Genomic DNA, 24,916 nt, shown 5'->3' on the forward strand with positions numbered 1-24,916 from the left:
CTTGTCGGCCTTGTGGCGGATCAACCTGTGGGTGTGCGGCTTCTTCGTGCTGGTCACCTGTGCCTGCACTGCGTTGTTGCTGCACCAGGCCCTGGCGGATGTGGAACGCGAGCTGCAATCGGCCGAAGCGGTGGTGCACTACCTGAGCGAGACCGCCGAACGCGACCCCGCCAGCCTGCAACCCAGGCTCACCGCCAGCCTGCGCCATGTGCGCGTGCACTGGCTCAAGCCTGGCGAGACCGCGCAGGCGCCCACGGCGCAGGGCCCGGATGCCTGGCTCGGGCGCCTGTTGTTCGTCGAGGCACGGCGCACGGCCCAAGTGCTGGACTTACCGGACGGTCGACGCGTGTCCATCGCGGTAGACCCACGGGATGAAATCGACGAAGTCTGGGACTCCCTGCAACAACTGTTGGGCCTGTGCGCCCTGGCGCTGGCGCTGAGCCTGTTGACCATCCGCTGGGCGGTGCGCCGTGGCATGGGCGTGCTCGATGAGCTGCTGCGCGCCCTGCAACAGGTGTGTGCCGGCCGGCTCAATGTGCGCCTGCGCAGCGAAGGCGCGCCGGAAGCGCGGCAATTGGCGCTGCACTTCAATCGCATGACCCACGCCCTGGAACAGGCCCGCACCGACAACACCCAACTCACCCAAACCTTGCTGGCGGTGCAGGAGCAGGAACGCACCCACCTGGCCCAGACCCTGCACGACGACCTTGGCCAATACCTGGCCGGTATCCGCGCCCAGGCGTGCCTGTTGCGCCTGGTGGCCGATCAGCCGCAAATGCTCACGCGCACCGTGGGGTTGCTGGAGGCGCATTGCGAGCATTTGCAGCAAGGTTTTCGCGCGCTGGTTCACGACCTGTACCCGGTGGCCCTGCAACATCTGCCGATGGCTGAGGCGTTCGCCATGCTGGTGACGCAGTGGCAGGCCAGCCATGGCATCCCGTGCCGGTTGCAGGTCAGTGCCGATCTGCCGGCGCTATCCGGCGCCAGCAAGACCCACCTGTATCGCCTTCTCCAGGAAGCCCTGACCAACATCCTGCGGCATGCCGACGCCAGCCAGGTGCGCGTGCGCCTGCAGCATCGCGGTTCACGCCTGCGCCTGTGGGTGCGCGATAACGGACGCGGCGCAGACACCCCCCAGCGGCCCGGCGTGGGCCTGCATTCGATGGCCGAACGCGCGCGCTGCCTGGGCGGCGAACTGAAGATCCTCAGCCACCCCGGCGCCGGTTGGGCGCTGGCGTTGAACATGCCATTGGAGGCCGGATGAATATTCTGTTGGTGGATGACCACGCCGTGGTGCGCCAGGGTTACGCCAGCCTGTTGCGCGCCGTGCTGCCGGCGGTCGAGGTACGCGAGGCCGCCAGTGGCGAAGAAGCGTTGAGCCGGGTGCAGGAAGCGGTGCCGCACCTAGTGATCATGGACTTCGGCCTGCCGGGCATCAGCGGCCTGGAAACCACCCGCCGCCTGCGCCAGCGCCTGCCGCAGCTGCGCGTGCTGTTTTTCAGCATGCACGACGAATTGCCACTGGTGCGCCAGGCCCTGGAGGCCGGGGCCTGGGGCTACCTGACCAAAAGCTCGGCGCCCGAAGTGTTGATCGAAGCGGTGCGGCGCATCCTCGACGGCCACGCCTACATCGAACAGGCCCTGGCCACCGAACTGGCCTATACCCCCAGCGATCAACGCCTGCAGGGCATGACCCCACGCGAGCTGGAAATCTTCCTGATGCTGGCCAAGGGCACCCCCACCCGTGCGATAGCCGACCGGCTCAATATCAGCAGCAAGACCGTGTCCAACCACCTGACCCTGCTCAAGAGCAAATTGCAGGTCAGTTCCCATGCTGAACTGGTGCATTTGGGAATCGACATGGGGGTGGTGCGGGTGGCTGGATAAGCGGGCCAGCGTGTTTGACGGGAGCCTGAGATCAAAAGCTCGGGCAACAGCAAAAGCAAAAGCCAGAGCTGAGGCTGGCTGAGCTCTATTTGATCGATGGAGATAAAACTGTGGGAGGGGGCTTGCTCCCGATAGCGGTGGGTCAGTTGACGTATCTGCAACTGATGTACGGCTATCGGGAGCAAGCCCCCTCTCACATTTGAATGGCGGTGTGCTAACGGTCCCAGGTGGTGGGGCAGTCCGTGCAGCCCTCCAGGTTGGCGTCCTGGAAGTTCGCGTAGTGCTGGCGACTGCCGGTGAGTGTCGCTTTTTCCAGGTTGCTCTCGCCAAACTTGGCTTCCTGCAAGTTCGCGTCACGCAGGTCTGCCCCTTGCAGGTCCGCCTTGCTCAACCAGGTCATTTCCAGATCCGCTGCACGCAGGTTGGCCTTGTGCATCTTCGCTCCCGACAGCCGTGCGAATTGCAGGTAGGCCGCGCTGAGGTTGGCGTTTTCAAACTGCGCGCCCTGGGCAAACAGGCCCCAACCCTGGATCGCCATCAGCGTGGCGCCGGTAAAGTCGGCCAGGCGCAGGTTGCTTTGCTGCAGGCTGGCGCGGGTGAGGTTGGCGCCTTGCAGTTGGGCTTTTTCCAGGTTGGCCAGGTCGAGCGTGGCGTGGCGCAGGTCCGCACCGCGCAGGTCGGCGCCGGCCAGGTTCATGTTGCCGAGGTTCTGGTTGCGCAGGTTGGCACCCTGCAGGTTGGCGCCGGGGCATTGGCTGTGTTCGGCGATGGTGCAGCCGTTGATGATCAGCGGGGCGTCGTCGCCATCATCGGCGTGGGCCAGGGGCAGGGCGAGCAGGAGTAACAAGGGTATGTAGTTCATCACGAGACCTCTGGGGATCCTGTAGCGAGCGAGCTTGTGGGGTGAGCGGGGCAAGCCCGTTCACCACAAAAAAGCGCGGCCCGGCATTGGCTGATGGGTTATTTCTGGGCGGTCTTGTTATCCCAACTCGGGATCTTGAACACCCAGAACGACCCACCCTGTGCCACCGGCTTGGTCAGCTCAGCCATGTCGCCGCCCCACAACGGCACCGCGCCGCCATAACCGACAGTCACGCCGATGTACTGCTCGCCATCCTGCTCCCAGGTGATCGGCGGCGAGACGATGCCGCTGCCGGTCTGGAACTTCCACAGCTCCTTGCCGGTTTTCGCGTCGAAGGCCTTGAAGAAACCGTCGCCGGTGCCGGTGAACACCAGGTTGCCCTTGGTCGCCAGCACGCCGGCCCACAATGGCAGGTGTTCCTTGTGCTCCCACACCACCTTGCCGGTGGTGGGGTTCATCGCCCGCAGGGTGCCGACGTGGTCGTCATACATGCGCTTGATGCGAAACCCCATGCCCAGGTACGCCGAGCCCTTCTTGTAGTTGACCTCTTCGGTCCAATATTCCTCTTTCCACTGGTTGCCCGGGATGTAGAACAGCCCGGTGTCCTGGCTGTAGGCCATGGGGTTCCAGTTCTTGCCCCCCAGGAACGGCGGCGAGACTTCCACCGGTTTGCCTTTGGTTTCGCCGGGCAATGGCTTGGCCGGGCGCTGGCCTTCGTTCTCGACCGGGCGGCCGGTCTTCAGGTCGATGTGGCTGGCCCAGGTGATGTTGTCCACGAACGGGAAGGCGTTCTGCAGCTTGCCGTTGTTGCGGTCGACCACGTAGAAGAAACCGTTGCGGTCGGCGTGGCCGGTGGCCTTGACCACTTTGCCGTCCTTGCCCTTGTAGTCGAACAGCACCAGCTCGTTGTTGCCGGAGAAATCCCACGCGTCGTTGGGGGTGTGCTGGTAGAACCACTTCACTTCACCGGTGCTGGGGTCGACGCCGACCTGGCCGGAGGTGTAGAGGCTGTCGAAGTCGTGGGGGTTGCCGTCCTTGGCCGTCCGCGCCCAGGTGTTCCACGGGCCGGGGTTGCCGGCGCCGACGATGATGGTATTGGTCTCGGCATCGAAACTCGCGCTCTGCCAAGGTGCGCCGCCCCCGTGGCTCCAGGCTTCGACCTTGCCGGTTTCGGTGGTCGGGTCGTTCGGCCACGACGGTGCTTTCACGTCGCCGGTGGGCGTGCTGTCCTTGCCGTTCAGGCGACCCATGTGGCCCTCCACGAACGGGCGCATCCAGACTTCTTCGCCGGTGTCCGGGTCGCGCGCATACAGCTGGCCGACCACGCCGAATTCATCGCCGGAGCTGCCGTGGATCAGCAGTACTTTGCCGCTGACTTTGTCTTTGATCAGCACCGGGGCGCCGGTCATGGTGTAGCCGGCGGCGTGGTCGCCGAATTTTTTGTTCCACACCACTTTGCCGGTGTTTTTGTCGAGGGCGATCAGGCGCGCGTCGAGGGTGCCGAAGTAGATCTTGTCGCCGAAAATCGCCGCACCGCGGTTGACCACGTCACAGCACGGGCGAATGTTGTCGGGCAGGCGGTGGTTGTACGTCCACAGGCGCTTGCCGGTCTTGGCGTCGAGGGCAAATACGCGGGAATAGGACCCGGTGACGTAGACCACGCCGTCGTTGACGATGGCCTGGGACTCCTGGCCGCGCTGCTTCTCATCGCCGAACGAATAGGACCAGGCCGGGGTGAGCTTGAACACGTTCTTGTCGTTGACCTGCGCCAGCGGGCTCCAGCGCTGGGCGTTGGTGCCCATGCCGTATTGCAGCACGTCCTGGGTGGTCAGGTGGTCGTTGGCGATGTCTTCCCAGGTGACGTTGCGCGTCGGTTTTTGGGTAGAAGGGGCAGGCTCGGCGGCGGCAAAGCCGGTGGCACTCAACGACAGGCTGCCGACCAGCAGCAAGGCCTGCACGGCAAGGCTCAACGGTGAACGGGCGGGTAGCGATCTTATTGTCATGGTTGCAGTTCCCAGTGGAGGTTTTGGCCTGCACAGGGTGGAGCGCCGGGGCATTGGGCGGATACGGAAAAAGTCCCGCTGTGGCCGGGAAGACTTCCCGGACCGCCGCTGTTTTAGGCGTGCCCCTCAAGCCCTACTACCAAGGGAGGAGAGGCCGACCACCAAAGCAGCATACGGCCCATGCCCAGGGCTTTCTAAGATGGTTGCCATAGCCTCTGTAATGAGGTTTTGCGTGCAATTCTGAGGGCAAAATAATGACAACAAAACACAATGCCTGGCTCGTGGCTGGCCTGTTGGTGGGTGTGATCGGTGCCGGCTCCGCCTGGGCGCATGGCAACGTGGTTCCGCAAGCGGTGGAAACCAAGGGCCTGACCTCGATCAAAGACGCCGGTGTGCCGGTCGATGCCGACGGCTGGGCGGCGGTGAATCCGTATCGCACCTCGCCGGAACATGACAAGGCCGTGGAAATCGGCTCGTCGGCCTACAACCAGAACTGCGCTGCCTGCCACGGCCTGGAAGCCAAGTCCGGTGGTATCGCCCCCGACTTGCGCATGCTGGATGCGGGCGAGGCCGGTGATGAGTGGTTTGTGGAGCGCGTGCGCCACGGCGCGGTGCGCGACGGTCGGGTGTATATGCCGAAAATGGCCGATTACCTGAGCCAGGAGGCCTTGTGGGCGGTGCGTACCTACCTGGACTCCGTGCACGTCGAGGAGTAACCCATGCGCCTGTTCGCGTATGTGCTTGGCCTGGCCCTGCTGTGTTGCCAGACGGCACAGGCACAGGTGCGCAGCTATGACCAGATGATCGCCGCCGGCGAGATCAAAGTGGCGGTGTACAAAGACTTCGCCCCCTACAGCTTCCTGGACGGCAGCACGCCACGGGGGGTGGACGTGGAACTGGCCCAGGCCCTGGCCAAGGCGCTGGGGGTGCGGTTGGCGCTGATCTGGGCGCCGGCCGGCGAGAAACTCGACGACGACCTGCGCGACTACATCTGGCGCGGCAGCCCGTTGCACCACCAGCAACTGGCCGACCTGATGATGCGCGCGCCCTACGACCCTGCCTACGCACAAAAGCGCAACGACCAGGGCGAGTTGGAAAACGGCCACGTGGTGATGTTCGGGCCCTACCAGAACGAACAATGGCAGGTGGCGTATGACCGCCGACGCCTGGACAAGGTCGCCAGTGTGGCGGTGTTCGAGCAGCACCCGATTGGCGTCGAAGTCGACAGCGTGCCGTCGTTCTACCTCACCTCGGTATTCAACGGCATGCTCGCCGGCAAGACCCGTCACTACCCCGGCGTGCCCCAGGCGTTCGCGGCGATGAAGGCCGGCGAGGTCGACGCGGTGATGGCCATGCGCGGTGAAATCGACTGGCAGGTGCACGAGGCCCACGACCCGCAACTGGCCCTGGCGCAAAACGCTTACCCCAACATGGGCAAGCAGCGCTGGGAGATCGGCATGGCGGTGCACGAGAGCAATCGCCAGTTGGCCTATGCCGTGGAAGAGGCGCTGGAAGCGCTGATCCGCGATGGCTCGGTGCAGCGCATCTATAGCCACTACGGCCTGCAGTACGAAGTGCCCGACATGTACCAATAGGAGCAGGCGATGAACTGGCGACTGAGCTGCATATTGGCCTGCTGGCTGCCGTTGGCGGCGCACGCCGTGGAGGTCGACCCGGTGCCGTCGGTGATGTGGGCCTTCTACCACAAGCAGTTCCTGGCGGATGCGCCGTTTGTGTTCGACGAGCGGGTCAAGCTGCTGGCGCCGCCGTTCGCCGAGGATGCGCGCCAGGTGCCGCTGGAAATCGACGCCCGTGCGTTCAACGGCGAGGTGGTGAAGATCCTGGCCTGGGCCGAGCTGAACCCGCTGCCGAAGATTGTTGAGTTTGAACCCAAGGCCGGGGTGTTGCCGTGGCTGGCGATCCGTATTCGCATCGAACAGGCCACGCCGTTGCGCGCGGCGGTACTCACCACAGACGGGCTGTGGCACGTCGGCTCGACCCTGATCGACGCCGCCGGTGGTGGCTGCACCGCACCCAGCGTGGTGCGTAGCCAACCGGGGTGGGAGGAGCATATCGGCGAGGTGCTCGGCGGGCGTTACCCACGTGGCGAATTCAGCCGGGTGCGCGTGCAGGTGGCGCACCCGATGGACAACGGCATGGTCAGCGGCATCCCGGAATTTTTTCTCAACCATGCGCAATTGCGTGGCCGGGATGATCAGGTGCTGGCCGAACTGGAGCTGTTCCCGGCGGTCAGCGAAAACCCCAACCTGGCGTTCGATATCGACGCGCCAGGGCCCACCCGCCTGGTGCTGCGTGACAACAGCGGCAACGAATTCGACGCGGCCATCCCCTGACCAGAAGGAGCGCGGCATGCGCTGGATTCTCTTGTTGTGCCTGGGCCTGAGCCTGCCCGCCCTGGCAGACCTCGACTACGCCCTCAAACCCCGACTGATCGCCGACGACACCTGGCTGCTCGAAGGCAGCACCGACAACTTTGCCAAGGCCAATGGCGGCAATATCGTCAACACGGCGTTCATCGTCACCGAGGCCGGCGTGGTGGTGATCGACACTGGCCCGTCGCGGCGCTACGGCGAAGCCCTGCGCCAGGCCATTGCCAAGGTCACCGCCAAACCGGTGGTCCGGGTGCTGATTACCCATCATCACCCCGACCATGCGCTGGGCAACCAGGCGTTCAAGGACGTCCCCATCGGCGCGCTGGCCGACACCACGCAGTTACTGCACGAGCAGGGCGACAGCATGGCGCAGAACCTCTACCGCATGGTCGGCGACTGGATGCGCGGCACCGAAGTGGTGTTGCCCACCCAGGTGCTGGAGCCCGGTGTGCTCAGCGTGGACGGCCACGACCTGCGCCTGCTGGCACTCACCGGGCACACCGGCGCTGACCTGGCGATTCTCGACCAGAGTACCGGCGTGCTGTTTGCCGGTGACCTGGTGTTTTATCAGCGCGCCCTTACCACCCCCAACAGCCCTGGGCTGGCGGTGTGGCTGGCCGACCTCGACACCCTGCAAGCCTTGCCCTGGAGCCTGATCGTGCCCGGCCATGGCCCGGTGGCCAGCGATGCGCAGCCCTTCGCGCAGATGCGCGACTACCTCACCTGGCTCGATCAACTGCTGCGCGACGGCGCCGCCCAGGGCAGCGACATGGCCGAGATGATCCGCAGCCCCATCCCCGAGCGGTTCGCCGCGATCAGCCTGGGCCGCTATGAACTGATCCGCAGCGTCAGCCACCTGTACCCGCGCTACGAGCGCGCGCAGATGCAACGGGTGGATACCCGCTACTAAGGAACTAGCGATCTCGATACTGCGGTCAATTGTGACAATCGCCCCTGCGCCCAAGAATCTGCACCAGACCGGGAAAATTTCCCGGATATAACAAAAAACCGCAGAGGTAGCCGTCATGACCCAACCCGCACGTCGCCAACCCTTCGCCTTGAGTGTGTTGCTCGGTGCCATCCTGTTATCCGGCCAAACCATGGCGGCCGTGACCGACCAGGACATCCTCCAGGACCCGAAAACCCCCGGGCAGATCGTCACCAACGGCCTTGGCGTGCAGGGCCAGCGTTATAGCCCGCTCGATACGCTCAACGTGGACAACGTCAAGGAGCTGCGCCCGGTCTGGGCATTTTCGTTTGGTGGCGAGAAACAGCGCGGGCAGCAGGCGCAGCCGATGGTCAAGGACGGGGTCATGTACCTCACCGGTTCCTACTCGCGGGTGTTCGCGGTGGACGCGCGCACCGGCAAGAAGCTCTGGCAATACGATGCGCGCCTGCCCGATGACATCCGCCCCTGCTGTGACGTGATCAACCGTGGCGTGGCGCTGTATGGCGACCTGGTGTTCTTCGGCACCCTCGACGCCAAGCTGGTGGCCCTGAACAAAGACACCGGCAAAGTGGTGTGGAGCAAGAAAGTCGCCGACCACAAGGAAGGCTACTCGATCAGCGCCGCGCCGCTGGTGATCAACGGCAAACTGATCACCGGCGTGGCCGGGGGCGAGTTCGGTGTGGTGGGCAAGATCGAGGCCTACGACCCGAAAAACGGCGACCTGTTGTGGAGCCGTCCGACCGTCGAAGGCCATATGGGTTACGTCTACAAGGACGGCAAGGCCGTGGAAAACGGTATCTCCGGTGGCGAGGCGGGCAAGACCTGGCCCGGCGACCTGTGGAAGACCGGCGGCGCAGCACCGTGGCTGGGCGGCTACTACGACCCGGAAACCAACCTGCTGTTGTTCGGCACCGGCAACCCGGCGCCGTGGAACTCGCACCTGCGCCCTGGCGACAACCTCTATTCGTCGTCGCGCCTGGCGCTGAACCCGGACGACGGCACCATCAAGTGGCACTTTCAGAGCACGCCCCACGACGGTTGGGACTATGACGGCGTCAACGAGCTGATCTCCTTCAACTACACCGACGGCGGCAAGGAAATCAAAGCGGCGGCGACCGCTGACCGTAACGGCTTCTTCTATGTGCTCGACCGCACCAACGGCAAGTTCATCCGTGGCTTCCCGTTTGTCGACAAGATCACCTGGGCCACCGGCCTGGATAAGAACGGCCGGCCGATCTACAACGAAGCCAGCCGCCCCGGCGCGCCGGGCAGTGAAACCAAGGGCACCTCGGTGTTTGTCGCGCCGGCGTTCCTCGGCGCGAAGAACTGGATGCCGATGGCCTACAACCGCGACACCGGGCTGTTCTATGTGCCGTCCAACGAATGGGGCATGGATATCTGGAATGAAGGCATTGCCTACAAGAAAGGCGCGGCGTTCCTTGGCGCGGGTTTCACCATCAAGCCGCTGAACGAAGACTATATCGGCGTGCTGCGCGCCATCGACCCTAAAACCGGCAAGGAAGTCTGGCGCCACAAGAACTTCGCGCCGCTGTGGGGCGGGGTGCTCACCACCAAGGGCAACCTGGTGTTCACCGGCACGCCGGAAGGGTTCCTGCAGGCGTTCAACGCCAAGACCGGTGAGAAGGTCTGGGAATTCCAGACCGGTTCCGGCGTGCTCGGCTCGCCTGTGACCTGGGAAATGGACGGCGAACAGTACGTGTCGGTGCTCTCCGGCTGGGGCGGCGCGGTGCCGTTGTGGGGCGGCGAGGTGGCCAAGCGGGTCAAGGACTTCAACCAGGGCGGCATGCTCTGGACGTTCAAATTGCCTAAAGAGCTGGTCGCCAAGCACTAAATCTACGACCAAATAACAAGAGCCCCCCCTGCCAACGGCGCATTCGCCCGGCGGCGGGGGCTCTTTACTATCGGGTCATCGCCTGTTGACCGACAGGCCCGGACCCAGACAGAGGCTTCAACATGATCTACGCACAACCTGGTACCCCTGGCGCTATCGTCAGCTTCAAATCGCGCTACGGCAATTTCATCGGCGGCGAGTTCGTTGCGCCGCTCAGTGGTGAGTACTTCACCAATTCCTCGCCGGTCACCGGTGAAGTCATCGCCGAGTTCCCGCGTTCCAACGCCGCCGACATCGACAAGGCCCTGGATGCCGCGCACGCCGCCGCCGACGCCTGGGGCAAGACCTCGGCCCAGGACCGTTCCCTGGTGCTGCTGAAAATCGCCGACCGCATCGAGCAACACCTCGAAGTGCTGGCCGTGAGCGAGACCTGGGACAACGGCAAGGCCGTGCGCGAAACCCTCAACGCCGACGTACCCCTGGCTGCCGACCACTTCCGCTACTTCGCCGGTTGCATCCGCGCCCAGGAAGGCGGCGCCGCCGAGATCAACGAACTGACCACGGCCTATCATTTCCACGAGCCGCTGGGCGTGGTCGGGCAGATCATTCCGTGGAACTTCCCGCTGCTGATGGCCGCCTGGAAACTCGCCCCGGCCCTGGCCGCCGGTAACTGCATCGTGCTCAAGCCGGCCGAGCAGACGCCGCTGTCGATCATGGTGTTTGCCGAGCTGATCGCCGATCTGCTGCCACCGGGCGTGCTGAACATCGTGCAGGGCTTTGGCCGCGAGGCGGGAGAGGCGTTAGCCACCAGCAAGCGCATCGCCAAGATCGCCTTTACCGGCTCCACCCCGGTGGGCGCGCACATCATGCATTGCGCGGCCGAAAACATTATTCCGTCCACGGTGGAGCTGGGCGGCAAATCGCCGAACATCTTCTTTGAAGACATCATGAACGCCGAGCCTGCGTTCATTGAAAAAGCCGCCGAAGGCCTGGTGCTGGCATTTTTCAACCAGGGCGAAGTGTGCACCTGCCCGTCGCGGGCGCTGGTGCAGGAGTCGATCTACGAGCCGTTCATGGCCGAAGTGATGAAGAAGATCGTCAAGATCAAGCGCGGCAACCCGCTGGACACCGAGACCATGGTCGGCGCCCAGGCGTCCGAGCAGCAATACGACAAGATCCTCTCGTACCTCAAGATCGCCCAGGAAGAGGGCGCGGTGCTGCTCACCGGCGGCGCGGCCGAGCGTTTGGATGGCGACCTGGCCAGCGGGTATTACATCCAGCCGACGCTGCTCAAGGGCCACAACAAGATGCGCGTGTTCCAGGAGGAAATCTTCGGCCCAGTGGTGGGTGTGACCACCTTCAAGGACGAAGCCGAGGCCCTGGCGATTGCCAACGACAGCGAGTTCGGCCTGGGCGCCGGTTTGTGGACCCGCGACATCAACCGCGCCTATCGCATGGGCCGGGCGATCAAGGCCGGGCGTGTGTGGACCAACTGCTACCACCTGTACCCGGCGCACGCGGCATTTGGCGGGTACAAGAAATCGGGCGTGGGGCGTGAGAACCACAAGATGATGCTCGATCACTACCAGCAGACCAAGAACCTGCTGGTGAGCTACGACATCAATCCGCTGGGGTTCTTCTGACCCCCTGATTGCAACGCGGTCCCCTGTGGGAGGGGGCTTGCTCCCGATAGCAGTGGGTCAGTGACATGAATGTTGACTGACCCACCGCCATCGGGAGCAAGCCCCCTCCCACATTTTGTCCTGGGTACATTCGCGACTATTGCAGTGCATTCACTCCTTCGAAAGTAGCATTCGCACACCCATCCCCCCATGCATTAATGCCTCTACCGGAATCTTCCGGCATAACAAGAGGACTACCCCATGTGGACTAAACCGACCTACACCGACCTGCGTATCGGCTTTGAAGTGACCATGTACTTCGCCAGCCGCTGATCGCGGGCGCCGCACGGAGGATGCCTCTTTGGTCTGATTGCATTCGCGGCCGGATCGGTTAGTGTGGAGCGCATCTTCCAAAATAATAAAAACAGGCTTTCCAATGAGCCCCAACTTGAGCCTCCTGCGTAAATTCGTCTCGCCTGAAATCATCTTTGGCGCCGGCTGCCGGCATAACGTGGGCAATTACGCCAAGACCTTCGGCGCGCGCAAGGTGCTGGTGGTCAGCGACCCCGGCGTGATCGCCGCCGGCTGGGTGGCGGACGTGGAAGCCAGCCTGCAAGCCATCGGCATCGACTACTGCCTGTACAGCGCCGTGTCGCCCAACCCCCGCGTCGAAGAAGTGATGCAGGGCGCCGAGGTGTACCGCGAACACCATTGCGACGTGATCGTGGCCATCGGCGGCGGCAGCCCCATGGACTGCGCCAAGGCCATCGGCATTGTGGTCGCTCACGGGCGCAGCATCCTCGAATTCGAAGGGGTGGACACCATTCGCGTGCCCAGCCCGCCGCTGATTCTCATCCCCACCACCGCCGGTACGTCGGCGGATGTGTCGCAGTTCGTGATCATTTCCAACCAGCAGGAGCGCATGAAGTTCTCCATCGTCAGCAAGGCGGTGGTGCCGGATGTGTCGCTGATCGACCCGGAAACCACGGCCAGCATGGACCCGTTCCTGTCGGCCTGTACCGGTATCGATGCGCTGGTGCATGCCATCGAAGCGTTCGTGTCCACCGGCCATGGCCCATTGACCGACCCCCATGCGCTGGAAGCGATGCGCCTGATCAACGGCAACCTGGTGCAGATGATCGCCAACCCCAGTGACATTGCCCTGCGTGAAAAAATCATGCTCGGCAGCATGCAGGCGGGCCTGGCGTTTTCCAATGCGATTCTCGGCGCGGTACACGCCATGTCCCACAGCCTCGGCGGCTTTCTCGACCTGCCTCACGGGTTGTGTAACGCGGTGCTGGTGGAACATGTGGTGGCGTTCAACTACAACTCGGCGCCAGAGCGCTTCAAGGTGATCGCCGAGACCTTCGGCATCGACTGCCGGGGCCTTAACCATCGGCAGATCTGCGCGCGGCTGGTGGAGCACCTGATCGCGTTGAAGCACGCGATCGGCTTCCACGAAACCCTCGGCCTGCATGGGGTGCGCGTGGCGGATATTCCGTTCTTGTCCGAGCATGCGATGGACGACCCGTGCATCCTTACCAACCCACGTGAGTCGAGCCAGCGTGACGTCGAGGTCGTGTATGGCGAAGCGCTCTGACGAGCAGCAACGCGCCCTCGCCGGGCTGCTGGGGCTGGGCGACCAGTCGGCGCGCAAGAGCCACTACCCGGAGCTGACGGCGCGCCTGGATGAGTTGGAGGACGAGCGCAGGCGCTACATCCGCCTGAACGACGAGCTGGAGCAGCGCGTGGCCGCGCGCACCGACGAGCTGCTGGAAGCCAACCACAACCTGCAACAGCAGATCGCCCAGCGCGAACAGGTCGAGCAAGCCCTGCGCGACGCCCGCGATGCCGCCCAGGCGGCCAACCGCAGCAAGGACAAATACCTCGCCGCCGCCAGCCATGACCTGCTGCAACCGCTCAATGCCGCGCGGCTGCTGATTGCCACGTTGCGTGAACGTAACCTGCCCAGCGTCGAGCAGGTGCTGGTGGAACGCACCCACCAGGCCCTGGAAGGCGCGGAAGATCTGCTCACCGACTTGCTCGACATTTCGCGGCTGGACCAAGCGGCGGTCAAGCCGGACGTGGCCCTGTATCGGCTGGATGAAGTGTTTGCGCCGCTGGTCTCGGAGTTTCAATCGGTGGCCCAGGCCGCCGGCCTCAACCTGCGGGTGCGCATGGGGCACTACGCGGTGCATACCGACCTGCGCCTGCTCACGCGGATCCTGCGTAATTTCCTCAGCAATGCCTGCCGCTACACCGATGAAGGCTGCATCCTGCTCGGCGCACGCCGCCGTGGTGATTACCTGCGCCTGGAGGTGTGGGACACCGGGCGCGGCATTGCGGCCGACCGGCTGGAGGCGATCTTCCTTGAGTTCAACCAACTGGACGTGGGCCGCGCCGCCGACCGCAAAGGGGTGGGGCTGGGCCTGGCGATTGTCGAGCGTATCGCCGAGGTGCTCGGTTATAGCATCGCCGTGCGTTCGTGGCCGGGGCGGGGCTCGCTGTTCAGCATCGAAGTGCCGCTGAGCGCCCAGATGCCAGCGGCGATCAGCCAGTTGCCGGTGCAACCGACCACGGGCAACCCGCTGCCGGGCCGGCGCTTGCTGGTGATCGATAACGAAACCAGCATCCTGGAGAGCATGCGTGCGTTGCTCGGCCAGTGGGGCTGCGAGGTCGTCATCGCCACCGACCAGGCCGGCGCGTTGCTGGCGTTGCAGGGCAGGGCGCCGGAGCTGATCCTGGCGGACTATCACCTGGACCACGGCGTACTGGGCTGCCAGGTGGTGCGGCAGTTGCGCGAGCATTTCGCGCAGAAGATCCCGGCGGTGATCATCACCGCGGACCGCACCGACCAGTGCCGCCGTGCGCTGCGGCGGTTGGATGCGCCGCTGTTGAACAAGCCGGTCAAACCTGGAAAGTTGCGGGCGGTGTTGAGTCAGTTATTGGGCTAGCCCATTGACACCTGTCAACACGCGGCGCGGCGCTTTGCCTCATGCTCAAGGCTTGATTTAGAGCCCTGGAGCACCCCGTGAGCGCGGCATCTTTCAAATTACCGTTGGGCCTGGTGGTCGCCGTACTGGTGATGACCGGTGTGCTGCTGTTGCCGCTGCCCGCCGACTTGCCGGTAGCGGGGCAGCGGATGCTGGCGATCCTCGCGTTTGCGGTGGTGGTGTGGATTACCGAAGCGGTGTCCTATGAGGCCAGCGCGATCATGATCACCTCGCTCATGGCGTTTTTGCTCGGTACCGCGCCGTCGCTGCAAGACCCCGCGCACCTGATCGGCAGCAGCCCGGCGATCAGCATGGCCCTCACCGGGTTTTCCAACCCGGCGCTGGCGCTGGTGGCGGGCGCGTTGTTTATCGCCGCCGCGATGACCCACACCGGCCTGGACCGGCGCATCGCCCTGGTTACCTTGAGCCGCGTCGGCACCAGCACCCGGCGCATTCTGCTGGGGGCGATTGCGGTGACTATTCTGCTCAGCCTGGTGGTGCCCAGCGCCACCGCACGCAGCGCCTGTGTGGTGCCGATCATGATGGGCGTGATCGCCGCGTTCGGCGTCGATAAACGCTCGAACATCGCCGCCGGGATCATGATCGTGGTGGCCCAGGGCACCAGCCTCTGGAACGTCGGCATCCAGACCGCCGCCGCGCAGAACCTGCTGACCGTGGGCTTCATGGACAAAATGCTCGGCCAGCGCGTGTCGTGGATCGACTGGCTGATCGCCGGTGCGCCGTGGGCGCTGATCATGTCGGCGGTGTTGCTGTTTCTGGTGCTCAAGTTGCTGCCTCCCGAAACCGACAGCATCCCCGGTGGCAAGGAGGCGGTGGCGCAGTCCCTGGTCGATATCGGCCCCATGACCGGCCCACAGAAACGCCTGCTGAGCGTGTCGCTGTTGCTGCTGCTGGCCTGGGCCACGGAAGGGCGCCTGCACGCGTTCGACACCACCTCGACCACCTACGCCGGGTTGGTGTGCCTGTTGCTGCCGGGTATCGGCGTGATGACCTGGAAGGATGTGCAGTCGCGGATTCCGTGGGGCACGGTGATTGTGTTCGGCGTGGGGATCAGCCTCGGTACGGCGTTGCTGAGCACCCAGGCCGGGCAGTGGCTGGGTTCTGCCGTCGTGGCCCACACGGGGCTGGATCAGGTGGGGCCGTTGGGGGTGTTTGCGATTCTGGGGGCGTTTTTGATCGTGATTCACCTGGGGTTTGCCAGCGCCACGGCGTTGACCTCGGCGTTGCTGCCGATATTGATTGCGGTACTGCAGACCTTGCCGGGGGATTTCAGCCGGTTGGGGATGACCATGCTGTTGGGGTTTGTGATGAGCTACGGGTTTATCCTGCCGATCAATGCGCCGCAGAACATGGTGTGCTTGGGCACCGGCACGTTCACGGCGCGCCAGTTTGCCAAGGTGGGCATCCTGGTGACGCTGATCGGGTACGGGCTGATGCTGGTGTTTGCCGCGACCTACTGGAGTTGGCTCGGTTGGATCTGATTGCTCTTCTGAATGCACAAGAGATCTGAATGTGGGGCTTGCTCCCAATGAGGAAGTGTCAGTGGATGCATCTGTTGCTGACCCACTGCCGTCGGGAGCAAGCCCCCCTCCCACATTTTTGACCGTGCCCGCTTCAGCCGTTAATTCCCCGCCAACATGACAAGATGAACTCCATTCAGGTTTACTACTCCCTGAATAACGCCCCCTGCGATCCCAACCGCCGGCTCATCCAGGTCATTGAATGGACAAATACACCCCCCACACCTGGGAACCCCACGAGCGCCCGAGCCTGCCGGGTTCGCCGTCGACACCGTTGCACCCCACGCACAAGCGTTGGCTGTTCGCACTGGTGGGCGTGCTGGTCGCCATCACCGGTGGCCTGGGTAACGCCCTGGTCATCGCCAACCTGCAATACCTGCAAGGCGCCCTCGGCGCGACCACGGCGGAAATGGCCTGGCTGCCCGCCGCTTATGTGATGACCAACGTTTGCATGAACCTGCTGCTGGTGAAGTTTCGCCAACAGTTCGGCCTGCGCGCGTTTACCGAGGTGTTCCTGGTGTTGTATGCGCTGGTGACCTTCGGCCATTTGTTCGTCAACGACCTCAGTTCAGCCATCGCGGTGCGTGCGGCGCATGGGATGGTGGGGGCGGCGCTGAGTTCGTTGGGTTTGTACTACATGATCCAGGCGTTCCCGGCGAAGTGGCGCTTGAAGTCGCTGGTGCTGGGCCTGGGCACGGCGCAACTGGCGTTGCCGCTGGCGCGGCTGTTCTCCGAAGACCTGCTGCAAATCGCCGAATGGCGGGGCCTGTACCTGTTCGAGCTGGGCCTGGCGCTGATCTGCCTCGGCTGCGTGTTCCTGCTCAAGCTGCCGCCTGGCGATCGTTTCAAGACCTTTGAAAAACTCGACTTTCTCACCTTCGCCATTCTCGCCAGCGGCGTCGCGCTGCTCTGCGCGGTGCTGTCCCTGGGGCGTATCGACTGGTGGCTGGAAGCGCCGTGGATCGGCGTCGCCTCGGCCTGTTCGCTGGTGTTGATCATGGCCGGCCTGGCCATCGAACATAACCGCGCCAACCCGATGTTGATGACCCGCTGGCTGGGCAGCGGCACCATGATTCGCCTGGCGCTGGCAGTGATCCTGATTCGCATGGTGCTGTCCGAGCAGTCCACCGGTGCGGTGGGCTTCATGCAGATGCTGAACATGAGTTACCAGCAGATGCACACCCTGTACGTGGTGATGCTGGCCGGGGCGATCAGCGGGTTGGTGGTCAGCGCGTTAACCATCAACCCGGCCCACTTGTTGATGCCGCTGGTGATTTCCCTGGCGCTGATGGCAACCGGCTCGGTAATGGACAGCTTTTCCAGCAACCTGACCCGCCCCGAGAATCTGTACGTCAGCCAGTTCCTGCTGGGCTTTGGCGGCACGTTCTTCCTGGGGCCGACCATGGTGCTGGGCACCAAAAACGTATTGGCCAACCCGCGCAATCTGGTGAGCTTTTCGGTGATGTTCGGCATTTGCCAGAACCTCGGCGGGCTGATTGGCGCAGCGTTGCTCGGCACCTTCCAGGTGGTGCGCGAGAAGTACCATTCCAGCATGATCGTCGAACACCTGAGCCTGATTGACCCGCGTGTGGCCGCACGGGTGCAGAGCGGCGGTTCGGCTTATGGCGGTCTTGTCGCCGACCCGGAACTGCGCAACCTCATGGGCATTCGCAGCCTGGCCACGGCGGCTACCCGTGAGGCAAACGTCATGGCTTACAACGATGTCTTTATGCTGATCGCGATTATCGCGATGCTGACCATGACCTGGATCTTTATCCGCAGTCTGTGGTTGATGAGCACCACCAAAACGGCCACTCCCGTTCAACCCAGCGGCGCGACTTCATGACCGAACCCACGACCACGACCACCAATGCCATCGCCTCCACCCCGGAAGGCACTACGCCGCCGGGCGCCACCGTTACCGAGCCGCGTTCGTTGCGGGTGCGCATACTCTCGTCCCTGGGCTTTGCCGCGATTGCCGTGGTGGGGGTGTTGATTGTGCTTTACGCCTGGCAGTTGCCGCCGTTCAGCAGCGCCGTGGAAACCACCGAAAACGCGCTGGTGCGCGGGCAGGTGACGATCATTGGTCCGCAGCTCAGTGGCTATGTATTTGAAGTGCCGGTGCAGGACTTTCAGTACGTCAAGGCCGGCGATTTGCTGGTGCGCCTGGACGACCGTATCTACAAGCAGCGCCTGGACCAGGCCCTGGCACAGTTGGCGGTGCAGAAGGCCGCCTTGGCCAATGTGGTGCAGCAACGTAACAGCGCCGAAGCGACCATCAAGCTGCGCCAGGCGGCATTGGCGGACAGCCAGGCCCAGGCGCGCAAAAGCACCGCCGACCTGCGCCGCAACGAAGAGCTGATCAGCGACGGGTCGGTGTCCCGGCGCGAGCTGGACGTGACCCGTGCCGCCCATGCGCAAACCCTCGCCGCCGTGACGCAAGCCCAGGCCAGCCTGGAAATTGCCCGGCAGGACCTGCAAACGGTGATCGTCAATCGCGGCTCCCTGGAAGCGGCGGTCGCGAGTGCCGATGCGGCGGTGGAGTTGGCGCGGATCGACCTGTCCAACACGCGCATTACCGCGCCGCGTGACGGTCAATTGGGGCAGATCGGTGTGCGCCTGGGGGCCTACGTCAATTCCGGCGCGCAGTTGATGGCGCTGGTGCCCAAGCAGTTGTGGGTGATCGCGAACATGAAAGAAACCCAGATGGACAACGTGCAGGTCGGCCAACCGGTGACCTTCACCGTGGATGCGCTGAACCACCGCAAATTCCACGGCACGGTGCAGCATATTTCCCCGGCCACCGGGTCCGAGTTCAGCCTGTTGCAGGCGGACAATGCCACCGGCAACTTTGTGAAGATCGCTCAGCGCGTGCCGGTGCGGATTATGGTGGATCCCGACCAGGTTGAGAGTGAGCGGCTGCGGCCGGGGTTGTCGGTGGTGGTGAGCATTGATACGGCGGGGCGCCTGAAAAACAGCCCGCCCTGACATCCCTGACACAACACAAATCAAAATGTGGGAGGGAGCAAGCCACCTCCCACAGTTGGAATGTATTTCAAGGTGAAATCGAGGTGGGTTGATTGGCCTTGCTCCAGCAGTTTCAGGCCCGGTTTGCCCGGCAGGTGATGAGCATTCACCGGATGACTCACCGGCTCGATGCAAAAGAACCCCAGCCCCGGCGGGCAGTACAGCAGGAAGTAATCGGCGCCGCTGGCCTGGCATTCCAGGGCGTAACCCAGCTCGGGCTGTTCAATGCGGCAATGCCCGTCCCACTGGCAAAAGCCGTTGTCCACGAGACCTTCGGGCAGCGCCTTCAATAGCTGAAAATCCCATTCGGGCGGCACTGGCGCCAAGCCTGTCGGCAACTTCGTGGTATCACTCAACCACACCTGTGCCGCCGAGGCCTGCAATCGTGTGTCCGGCCGGCGCGGGAAGTAGGGATGCAACCCCAGCCCGTGCCACGCGGCTTTTTCCGCCAGGTGGGTGACGCGCAATTCGATACTCAGCTCCCCATTGTTCAACCCAATCCGTTGCTCGGCGCGATAGGTAAACGGTGTCTCGCACCGCACCTCAAGCACCACTTCATTCGCCGTTTGGCTGACCACCTGCCACGCCTGCTGCCAGGCCGAGCCGTGAATCGGAAACGGATCGGTGGCGCTGTTGGGCGTCAGCACCAGCCAGCCGTCGGGATTGTCGAACCCTTCTTTTGCAATGCGGTTGGACCAGGGCGCCAAGGGGTAACAGCCCAGCTTGCCGGGCAGGCCGATGTTCAATGCCTGCTGGTCGTTATGCCGCAACAGCGGCTGGCCCGTGGCGCGTGCGGTCCAGTTGACGAGGCTGCCGCCGATGGCGGGGGCGAGGGTGAGGTGTGTGAGTTGATCGCTGATTTCGATGAGGTTTGAAGGCATGGTCTTTCGCCGGATGAAGGGGGACGGTGGCAGGGGCAAATTGTGGGAGGGAGCAAGCCCCCTCCCACATTTGATCTGCTTTGTGCTTGAGAGCGGGTTTACAGCACCACACTCGGCAGCCACAGCGACAAGGCCGGGATGTAGGTCACCGCTATCAGGATCAGGAACAGCACCGCGTAAAACGGCAGCAGCGCCTTCACGGTTTTCTCGATCGTGGTTTTGCCCACTGCCGCGCCGACGAACAGCACCGCGCCCACCGGCGGGGTGATCAGGCCGATGCCGAGGTTCACCAGCATGATCATGCCGAAGTGCACCGGGTCGACGCCGATACCCAGCACCACCGGCAACAGGATCGGCGTGAGGATCAGGATCAGCGGCGCCATGTCCATCACCGTGCCGAGCAACAGCAGCATGACGTTGATGCACATCAGGATCACGTAGCGGTTGTCCGACAGGGTCAGGAACAGCGTGGTGATCTTCGCCGGGATCTGCATCAGGGTCATGATGTAGCCGAAGCTGGCGGCGAAGGCGATCAGGATCATCACGATGGAAATGGTGCGCACCGTGCGGTGCATCAGCTTGGGCAGTTCGTTCCACTTATAGTCGCGGTAGATAAACATGGTCACGAAGAACGCCCACAACACGGCAATCGCGGCCGATTCAGTGGCGGTGAAGATCCCTGAGAGGATACCGCCCAGAATGATCACCATGGCCATCAGGCCCCAGAGTGCATCGGCGGCAATTTTCAGCGCCTGCTTGAGGGGGATGACTTCGCCTTTGGGGTAGTCGCGTTTCTTCGCGAAGATCAGGCACAGCACCATCAGGCACGCGCTCATCAACAGGCCCGGGACCACGCCGGCCATGAACAGCGAGGCGATGGACACCGTGCCGCCGGCCGCCAGGGAGTAGAGCACCGAGTTGTGGCTGGGCGGCGTCAACAGCGCCTGCACCGAGCCGCTGACGGTCACGGCGGTCGCGAACTCACGCGGGTAGCCACGCCGTTCCATTTCCGGGATCAGCACCGAGCCGACCGAGGCGGTATCCGCCACCGACGAGCCCGAGATGGCGCCAAAAAAGGTCGAGGCCACGATATTCACCAGGGACAGGCCACCGCGCACGAAGCCCACCAGCACCCCGGCAAACGCCACCAGGCGCCGCGACATGCCGCCCTCGGCCATGATCGCCCCGGCCAGCACAAAGAACGGGATCGCCATCAGCGAAAACTTGTTCACGCCGCCGGCCACCTGAATCATCAGGGCCTGGAAGGGGATGTCGATCCACCATGCGCCAATCAGCGCTGACAAGCCCAGGGCGTAGGCCACCGGCATGCCGATCAGGATCAAGGCGATAAAGCTGCCCAACAGAACTAAAGCATCCATTTCACGCAGCCCCTTCACTTTCTTCGACGAGGTCGAAGCGCACCACACGACGGTTGCTCTGGTCACCGAGCAGGAGTTTTTCCACCACAAAAATCAGCGTCAACACACCGCCGATAGGGATCGGCATGTAGGTGATGCCCACGCGCAGGGTGGGGATGGCACTCATGAATTGGTTCCAGGTGGACAGGCACAGCTTGGTGCCCCAAATGGCCATGAACAGACAGATGGTCGCCATCAGCAGTTGCGAGAAAATGCCGACGAGGCGGCGTTGTGCGGGCGGCAGGCGGTCAACGACCATGGCCACCGACATATGCGCGCCGGCGCGATAACTGGCGGCGGCACCGATAAAGGTGAACACCAGCATCAGCAGGATAGCGGTGGGTTCCGGCCAGCTTGCGCCGGTACCCAGGACGTAGCGGGCGAAGATGCCCCAGGGGATGATCAGGGCGACGCCGAGAACCGAAAGGCCGGCGACCCAGATACAGGTCATATAGATACGGTCGTTGATGCGCAGCAGTAAATTCTTCATGGCGTTCACCGTGACCGGGCGCGTCAGTACCCACCGCGCCGGGCCTTGTCAGAGAGGAGGGCGTTACTGCACGGCGTCGATACGCTTGATCAGGTCGGCGTAAGGCGCGCCGTACTTGGCCCGCACCGCTGCGGTGGCGTCGTAGAAGGGTTTTTTGTCGACGCTGATGAACTCGACGCCGGCATCCTTGAGTTTTTTCTCACTGCTGGCGGACTTGGCGTCCCACAGCGTGCGCTCATCGGCCTGGGCGGCCTTGGCGGCTTTTTTCACCATGTCTTGCTGGGCGGGGGTGAGTTTGTTCCAGGTGATTTTAGACATCACGATGGGTTCGGGCAGGATCAGGTGTTCGGTGAGGGTGTAGTACTTGGCGTTCTGGTAGTGGTTGTGCTCGAGCATGGTCGGCGGGTTGTTCTCCGCGCCGTCGATGACCCCGGTCTGCAAGGCGCTGAAGATCTCGCCGGTGTCCATGGCGATGCCATTGGCGCCCATCGCGTTGAAGGCTTCGATGAAGATCGGGTTGCCCTGCACGCGAATCTTCATGCCCTTGAGGTCTTCGATTTTGCGCACCGGTTTCTTGGTGTAGAGGTTGCGCGTGCCGCCGTCCATCCAGGCCAGGGCCACCAGGCCGAATTCGGAGTTGGTGATTTTGGCGAGGATTTCGTCACCGATCTCGCCGTCGATGATCTTGCGCATGTGCGCCTGGTCACGGAATACGAACGGCAGGTTGAACACATTCACATCGGGCACCACCGGCCCGACAATGCCGAGGCTGACGCGGGTCATTTGCACGGCGCCGACCTGGGCCTGTTCGACCACCTCTTTTTCGGAACCGAGCACACCACCAGGGAAGTACTTGAAGGTCAGTTCGCCGTTGGTTTCCTTCGTCAGTGCCTTGCCCATGTTCTCTTCGGCAACCACGGTGGGGTAGCCGGCGGGGTGGATATCGGCAAATTTGATTTCCAGCGCGTGGGCGGCGCTGCTGAGGGTGAAGACTGCGGCGGCGAGCAAGGTGCGTTTGAAGTCCATGGGTGTGTCTCCTGTGTTGTTATTTTTTTATTCAAGGCACAGCGATGCAGCTAGAGGGTGAAGGTGGGCTCCGGCAATCCGGTGACGCCGGGGTTGAGGGCGAACACGCCGCCGGACAATGACTCTTCACTTTGGTCGTCACGGATCGAGGTGACGAACAGGGTGTCCAGGCGACTGCCGCCAAAGGCACACATGGTGGGTTTTTTCACCGGCACGCTGAGGGAGCGATCCAGCCGGCCGTCAGGGGTGAAACGGTGGATCAACCCGGCGTCGTTGGCGCAGATCCAATAGCAGCCGTCGGCGTCCACCGCGGCGCCGTCGGGGCGGCCAGGGTGGTTATGCATGTCCACGAACACGCGGCGATTGGACGGCGTGCCGGTGTCGATGTCGTAGTCAAAAGCCCAGATCTGTTGCACCAGCGGGTGCGAATCCGAGGCGTACATCGTGCGGCCATCGGGGCTGAAGGACAGGCCGTTGAGGGTGATGAAGCCATCCAGTTGGGCGTGGGGTGCTGAGCCTGACGCATAGCGGTAGAGGATGCCCTCGGCGGCATTTTTGCCCATGTTCAAGACCATGCTGCCGGCCCAGAAGCGGCCCTGGCGATCGCAGCGGCCGTCGTTCAGGCGCATGTCTTCACGCGGGTGCTCGACGCTGGCCAAAGCCACGGTGTCGAGGCTGCCGTCGTTGTGCGGGGTGAGTTGGAAAAAACCGGTTTGCATGCCGGCGACCCACTTACCCGCCTCGGTGCGGGCGATGCAGGCCAGCATCTGCGGGGCTTTCCACGCGGCGAGGTGGCCGCTGTCGGCGCTCCAGCGTTGCAGGCGACCATTGGGGATGTCCACCCAGTACAACGCGTTTTCCTCTGGCACCCACACCGGGCATTCGCCCACGGCGTTGCGGGCATCGACGATCAATTCAGCAGTCATGGCAACGCATTCCCTTGGGTTGATGTGAACTCAGTCACCAAACGGCCCGGCTGCGCAGAACGCACCGCCCTGATACACCGCGGCCGGGTCATCGGCGGGCACCGGCGGTTGGGCTTCGACCTGGGCGCGGAACACTTCGGAGCTGTCCTTGGGTACAAAACCCAGGTGCGCGGCGTAGCGGTTGTCCCACCAGGTAGCGAGGTTGTCCGACACGCCGTAGACCACGGTGTGGCACACATTTGGCGTGTACAGCGCACGTTCGAGCAGTTGGGTGAGGTCATCGAAGCTCAGCCAGGTATGCATCATGCGGCGGTTCTGCGGCTGCGGGAACGAGGAGCCGATGCGGATGCTCACGGTCTCGATGCCGTAGCGGTCGAAGTAGAAACTGGCCATGTCTTCGCCATAGGACTTGGACAGGCCGTAGTAGCTGTCCGGGCGGCGAGGGGAGTGGGCGTCGATGGTTTCGGTTTGCTTGTAGAAGCCGATCACATGGTTGGAACTGGCGAAGATCACGCGTTTGACGCCATGGCGGCGGGCGGCTTCGTAGATGTGGAAGGTGCCGCTGATATTGGCGCCGAGGATTTCTTCAAATGGGCGCTCTACCGAGACACCGCCGAAATGCAGGATGGCGTCGACGCCTTCGACCAAGTGATGCACAGCTTGTTTGTCGGCGAGGTCGCAGGGCTGGACTTCTTCCGAAACATCGGCAGCCGGGGCCATGGCGGCGATATCGGACAGGCGCAGGACGTGGGCGTAGGGGCGCAGGCGCTCGCGCAGGACTTTGCCGAGGCCGCCGGCGGCGCCGGTGAGGAGCAGGCGGTTGAAGGGCGCTTGGGTGGTCGTGGTCATGGGGATTCCAAATTTTTGTTGTAGGTTGTCGTATGACTGTGTCGAAGTATTGTGATGCAGCCCCAGGTTGTCAACGCTCTTGCCGACGAGTGAGAGTCAAAATGTGGGAGGGGGCTCCCGATGAGGGAGTGCCAGTAAATGTATCTGTTACTGACTGACCTATATCGGGAGCAAGTCGAATCGTCGCACCGCCCTCC

The 24,916-nt window shown here is 63.3% G+C and carries 22 protein-coding genes; 14 read left to right on the forward strand and 8 right to left on the reverse strand.

The features are described from left to right. Window position 1 precedes the first annotated feature (1 nt). Together AB4N98_RS22590 and AB4N98_RS22595 are read left to right on the forward strand one after the other, a co-directional pair. Window positions 2–1,264, forward strand: coding sequence for a sensor histidine kinase (locus tag AB4N98_RS22590; protein WP_065877771.1), 1,263 nt, complete (start codon window positions 2–4; stop codon window positions 1,262–1,264). Next, window positions 1,261–1,887 carry a response regulator transcription factor gene (locus AB4N98_RS22595; RefSeq protein ID WP_017527052.1) on the forward strand — a complete coding sequence of 209 codons (627 nt, stop codon included), beginning with the start codon at window positions 1,261–1,263 and terminating at the stop codon, window positions 1,885–1,887. Before AB4N98_RS22590 ends, AB4N98_RS22595 begins: the two co-directional genes overlap by 4 nt. 214 nt (window positions 1,888–2,101) lie before the next feature. Here the strand turns inward: AB4N98_RS22595 and AB4N98_RS22600 are convergent, their stop codons facing one another. Together AB4N98_RS22600 and exaA are read right to left on the reverse strand one after the other, a co-directional pair. After that, entirely contained in the window at window positions 2,102–2,749 is a 648-nt protein-coding gene (locus tag AB4N98_RS22600) for a pentapeptide repeat-containing protein (RefSeq protein WP_065877542.1), read from the reverse strand. Between the two features lie 98 nt (window positions 2,750–2,847). Beyond that, entirely contained in the window at window positions 2,848–4,752 is a 1,905-nt protein-coding gene (gene exaA / locus AB4N98_RS22605) for a quinoprotein ethanol dehydrogenase (protein WP_083221592.1), read from the reverse strand. Between the two features lie 254 nt (window positions 4,753–5,006). Here exaA and pedF point away from each other — a divergent pair, with 254 nt between their 5' ends. The 12 genes from pedF (at window position 5,007) to AB4N98_RS22665 (ending at window position 19,090) form a co-directional block, all read left to right on the forward strand. Beyond that, window positions 5,007–5,468: a cytochrome c-550 PedF gene (gene pedF, locus AB4N98_RS22610; protein ID WP_017527055.1), complete on the forward strand. Its 462-nt coding sequence runs from the start codon at window positions 5,007–5,009 to the stop codon at window positions 5,466–5,468. A gap of 3 nt (window positions 5,469–5,471) precedes the next feature. Further along, a complete protein-coding gene (locus AB4N98_RS22615; RefSeq protein WP_065877537.1) occupies window positions 5,472–6,347 on the forward strand; it encodes a substrate-binding periplasmic protein in 876 nt (291 codons plus the stop codon). Window positions 6,348–6,356: 9 nt separating this feature from the next. Further along, complete coding sequence (locus AB4N98_RS22620; protein WP_017527057.1) at window positions 6,357–7,106, forward strand: quinoprotein dehydrogenase-associated SoxYZ-like carrier; 750 nt, start codon at window positions 6,357–6,359, stop codon at window positions 7,104–7,106. 16 nt (window positions 7,107–7,122) lie between these two features. Continuing rightward, window positions 7,123–8,055: a quinoprotein relay system zinc metallohydrolase 1 gene (locus AB4N98_RS22625; RefSeq protein ID WP_065877535.1), complete on the forward strand. Its 933-nt coding sequence runs from the start codon at window positions 7,123–7,125 to the stop codon at window positions 8,053–8,055. A 115-nt stretch (window positions 8,056–8,170) separates the two neighbouring features. Further along, entirely contained in the window at window positions 8,171–9,946 is a 1,776-nt protein-coding gene (locus AB4N98_RS22630) for a PQQ-dependent methanol/ethanol family dehydrogenase (RefSeq protein ID WP_017527059.1), read from the forward strand. A 122-nt stretch (window positions 9,947–10,068) separates the two neighbouring features. Beyond that, complete coding sequence (gene exaC, locus AB4N98_RS22635) at window positions 10,069–11,589, forward strand: acetaldehyde dehydrogenase ExaC (RefSeq protein ID WP_017527060.1); 1,521 nt, start codon at window positions 10,069–10,071, stop codon at window positions 11,587–11,589. Window positions 11,590–11,829: 240 nt separating this feature from the next. After that, the gene (gene pqqA, locus AB4N98_RS22640) at window positions 11,830–11,901 is read left to right on the forward strand and encodes a pyrroloquinoline quinone precursor peptide PqqA (RefSeq protein ID WP_074750225.1); all 72 of its coding nucleotides are present in this window, start codon (window positions 11,830–11,832) and stop codon (window positions 11,899–11,901) included. A 103-nt stretch (window positions 11,902–12,004) separates the two neighbouring features. Beyond that, on the forward strand, window positions 12,005–13,168 hold the full coding sequence (ercA, locus tag AB4N98_RS22645) for an alcohol dehydrogenase-like regulatory protein ErcA (RefSeq protein WP_017527061.1): 1,164 nt from the start codon (window positions 12,005–12,007) through the stop codon (window positions 13,166–13,168). Further along, window positions 13,152–14,522 (forward strand): ATP-binding response regulator, encoded by a 1,371-nt coding sequence (locus tag AB4N98_RS22650; RefSeq protein ID WP_065877533.1) that lies wholly within the window; start codon window positions 13,152–13,154, stop codon window positions 14,520–14,522. Before ercA ends, AB4N98_RS22650 begins: the two co-directional genes overlap by 17 nt. Before the next feature lie 77 nt (window positions 14,523–14,599). Next, a complete protein-coding gene (locus AB4N98_RS22655; RefSeq protein WP_065877531.1) occupies window positions 14,600–16,063 on the forward strand; it encodes a DASS family sodium-coupled anion symporter in 1,464 nt (487 codons plus the stop codon). 241 nt (window positions 16,064–16,304) lie between these two features. Continuing rightward, window positions 16,305–17,948, forward strand: coding sequence for an MFS transporter (locus AB4N98_RS22660; RefSeq protein WP_017527064.1), 1,644 nt, complete (start codon window positions 16,305–16,307; stop codon window positions 17,946–17,948). Beyond that, on the forward strand, window positions 17,945–19,090 hold the full coding sequence (locus tag AB4N98_RS22665; protein ID WP_065877529.1) for an HlyD family secretion protein: 1,146 nt from the start codon (window positions 17,945–17,947) through the stop codon (window positions 19,088–19,090). Before AB4N98_RS22660 ends, AB4N98_RS22665 begins: the two co-directional genes overlap by 4 nt. 20 nt (window positions 19,091–19,110) lie before the next feature. On the opposite strand, the gene AB4N98_RS22670 is transcribed toward AB4N98_RS22665, so the two are convergent. The 6 genes from AB4N98_RS22670 to AB4N98_RS22695 form a co-directional block, all read right to left on the reverse strand. Then, window positions 19,111–20,010, reverse strand: coding sequence for an aldose 1-epimerase (locus tag AB4N98_RS22670; RefSeq protein WP_068937425.1), 900 nt, complete (start codon window positions 20,008–20,010; stop codon window positions 19,111–19,113). Window positions 20,011–20,108: 98 nt separating this feature from the next. Next, complete coding sequence (locus AB4N98_RS22675; protein WP_017527067.1) at window positions 20,109–21,389, reverse strand: TRAP transporter large permease; 1,281 nt, start codon at window positions 21,387–21,389, stop codon at window positions 20,109–20,111. A gap of 1 nt (window position 21,390) precedes the next feature. Next, on the reverse strand, window positions 21,391–21,918 hold the full coding sequence (locus tag AB4N98_RS22680; RefSeq protein WP_017527068.1) for a TRAP transporter small permease: 528 nt from the start codon (window positions 21,916–21,918) through the stop codon (window positions 21,391–21,393). Window positions 21,919–21,981: 63 nt separating this feature from the next. Next, window positions 21,982–22,944, reverse strand: coding sequence for a TRAP transporter substrate-binding protein (locus AB4N98_RS22685; protein WP_017527069.1), 963 nt, complete (start codon window positions 22,942–22,944; stop codon window positions 21,982–21,984). Between the two features lie 50 nt (window positions 22,945–22,994). Beyond that, window positions 22,995–23,870 carry an SMP-30/gluconolactonase/LRE family protein gene (locus tag AB4N98_RS22690; protein WP_460148930.1) on the reverse strand — a complete coding sequence of 292 codons (876 nt, stop codon included), beginning with the start codon at window positions 23,868–23,870 and terminating at the stop codon, window positions 22,995–22,997. A gap of 30 nt (window positions 23,871–23,900) precedes the next feature. Continuing rightward, the gene (locus AB4N98_RS22695) at window positions 23,901–24,719 is read right to left on the reverse strand and encodes an NAD-dependent epimerase/dehydratase family protein (RefSeq protein WP_460148931.1); all 819 of its coding nucleotides are present in this window, start codon (window positions 24,717–24,719) and stop codon (window positions 23,901–23,903) included. Window positions 24,720–24,916: the final 197 nt, after the last annotated feature.

Source organism: Pseudomonas sp. S3_E10 (assembly GCF_054667615.1).

Coding starts and splice junctions, on each gene's coding strand:
- AB4N98_RS22595 (WP_017527052.1), top strand. CDS start 1,261: ATGAATATTCTGTTGGTGGATGACCACGCCGTGGTGCGCCAGGGTTAC.
- AB4N98_RS22600 (WP_065877542.1), bottom strand. CDS start 2,749: ATGAACTACATACCCTTGTTACTCCTGCTCGCCCTGCCCCTGGCCCAC.
- exaA (WP_083221592.1), bottom strand. CDS start 4,752: ATGACAATAAGATCGCTACCCGCCCGTTCACCGTTGAGCCTTGCCGTG.
- pedF (WP_017527055.1), top strand. CDS start 5,007: ATGACAACAAAACACAATGCCTGGCTCGTGGCTGGCCTGTTGGTGGGT.
- AB4N98_RS22615 (WP_065877537.1), top strand. CDS start 5,472: ATGCGCCTGTTCGCGTATGTGCTTGGCCTGGCCCTGCTGTGTTGCCAG.
- AB4N98_RS22620 (WP_017527057.1), top strand. CDS start 6,357: ATGAACTGGCGACTGAGCTGCATATTGGCCTGCTGGCTGCCGTTGGCG.
- AB4N98_RS22625 (WP_065877535.1), top strand. CDS start 7,123: ATGCGCTGGATTCTCTTGTTGTGCCTGGGCCTGAGCCTGCCCGCCCTG.
- AB4N98_RS22630 (WP_017527059.1), top strand. CDS start 8,171: ATGACCCAACCCGCACGTCGCCAACCCTTCGCCTTGAGTGTGTTGCTC.
- exaC (WP_017527060.1), top strand. CDS start 10,069: ATGATCTACGCACAACCTGGTACCCCTGGCGCTATCGTCAGCTTCAAA.
- ercA (WP_017527061.1), top strand. CDS start 12,005: ATGAGCCCCAACTTGAGCCTCCTGCGTAAATTCGTCTCGCCTGAAATC.
- AB4N98_RS22650 (WP_065877533.1), top strand. CDS start 13,152: ATGGCGAAGCGCTCTGACGAGCAGCAACGCGCCCTCGCCGGGCTGCTG.
- AB4N98_RS22660 (WP_017527064.1), top strand. CDS start 16,305: ATGGACAAATACACCCCCCACACCTGGGAACCCCACGAGCGCCCGAGC.
- AB4N98_RS22665 (WP_065877529.1), top strand. CDS start 17,945: ATGACCGAACCCACGACCACGACCACCAATGCCATCGCCTCCACCCCG.
- AB4N98_RS22670 (WP_068937425.1), bottom strand. CDS start 20,010: ATGCCTTCAAACCTCATCGAAATCAGCGATCAACTCACACACCTCACC.
- AB4N98_RS22675 (WP_017527067.1), bottom strand. CDS start 21,389: ATGGATGCTTTAGTTCTGTTGGGCAGCTTTATCGCCTTGATCCTGATC.
- AB4N98_RS22680 (WP_017527068.1), bottom strand. CDS start 21,918: ATGAAGAATTTACTGCTGCGCATCAACGACCGTATCTATATGACCTGT.
- AB4N98_RS22685 (WP_017527069.1), bottom strand. CDS start 22,944: ATGGACTTCAAACGCACCTTGCTCGCCGCCGCAGTCTTCACCCTCAGC.
- AB4N98_RS22690 (WP_460148930.1), bottom strand. CDS start 23,870: ATGACTGCTGAATTGATCGTCGATGCCCGCAACGCCGTGGGCGAATGC.
- AB4N98_RS22695 (WP_460148931.1), bottom strand. CDS start 24,719: ATGACCACGACCACCCAAGCGCCCTTCAACCGCCTGCTCCTCACCGGC.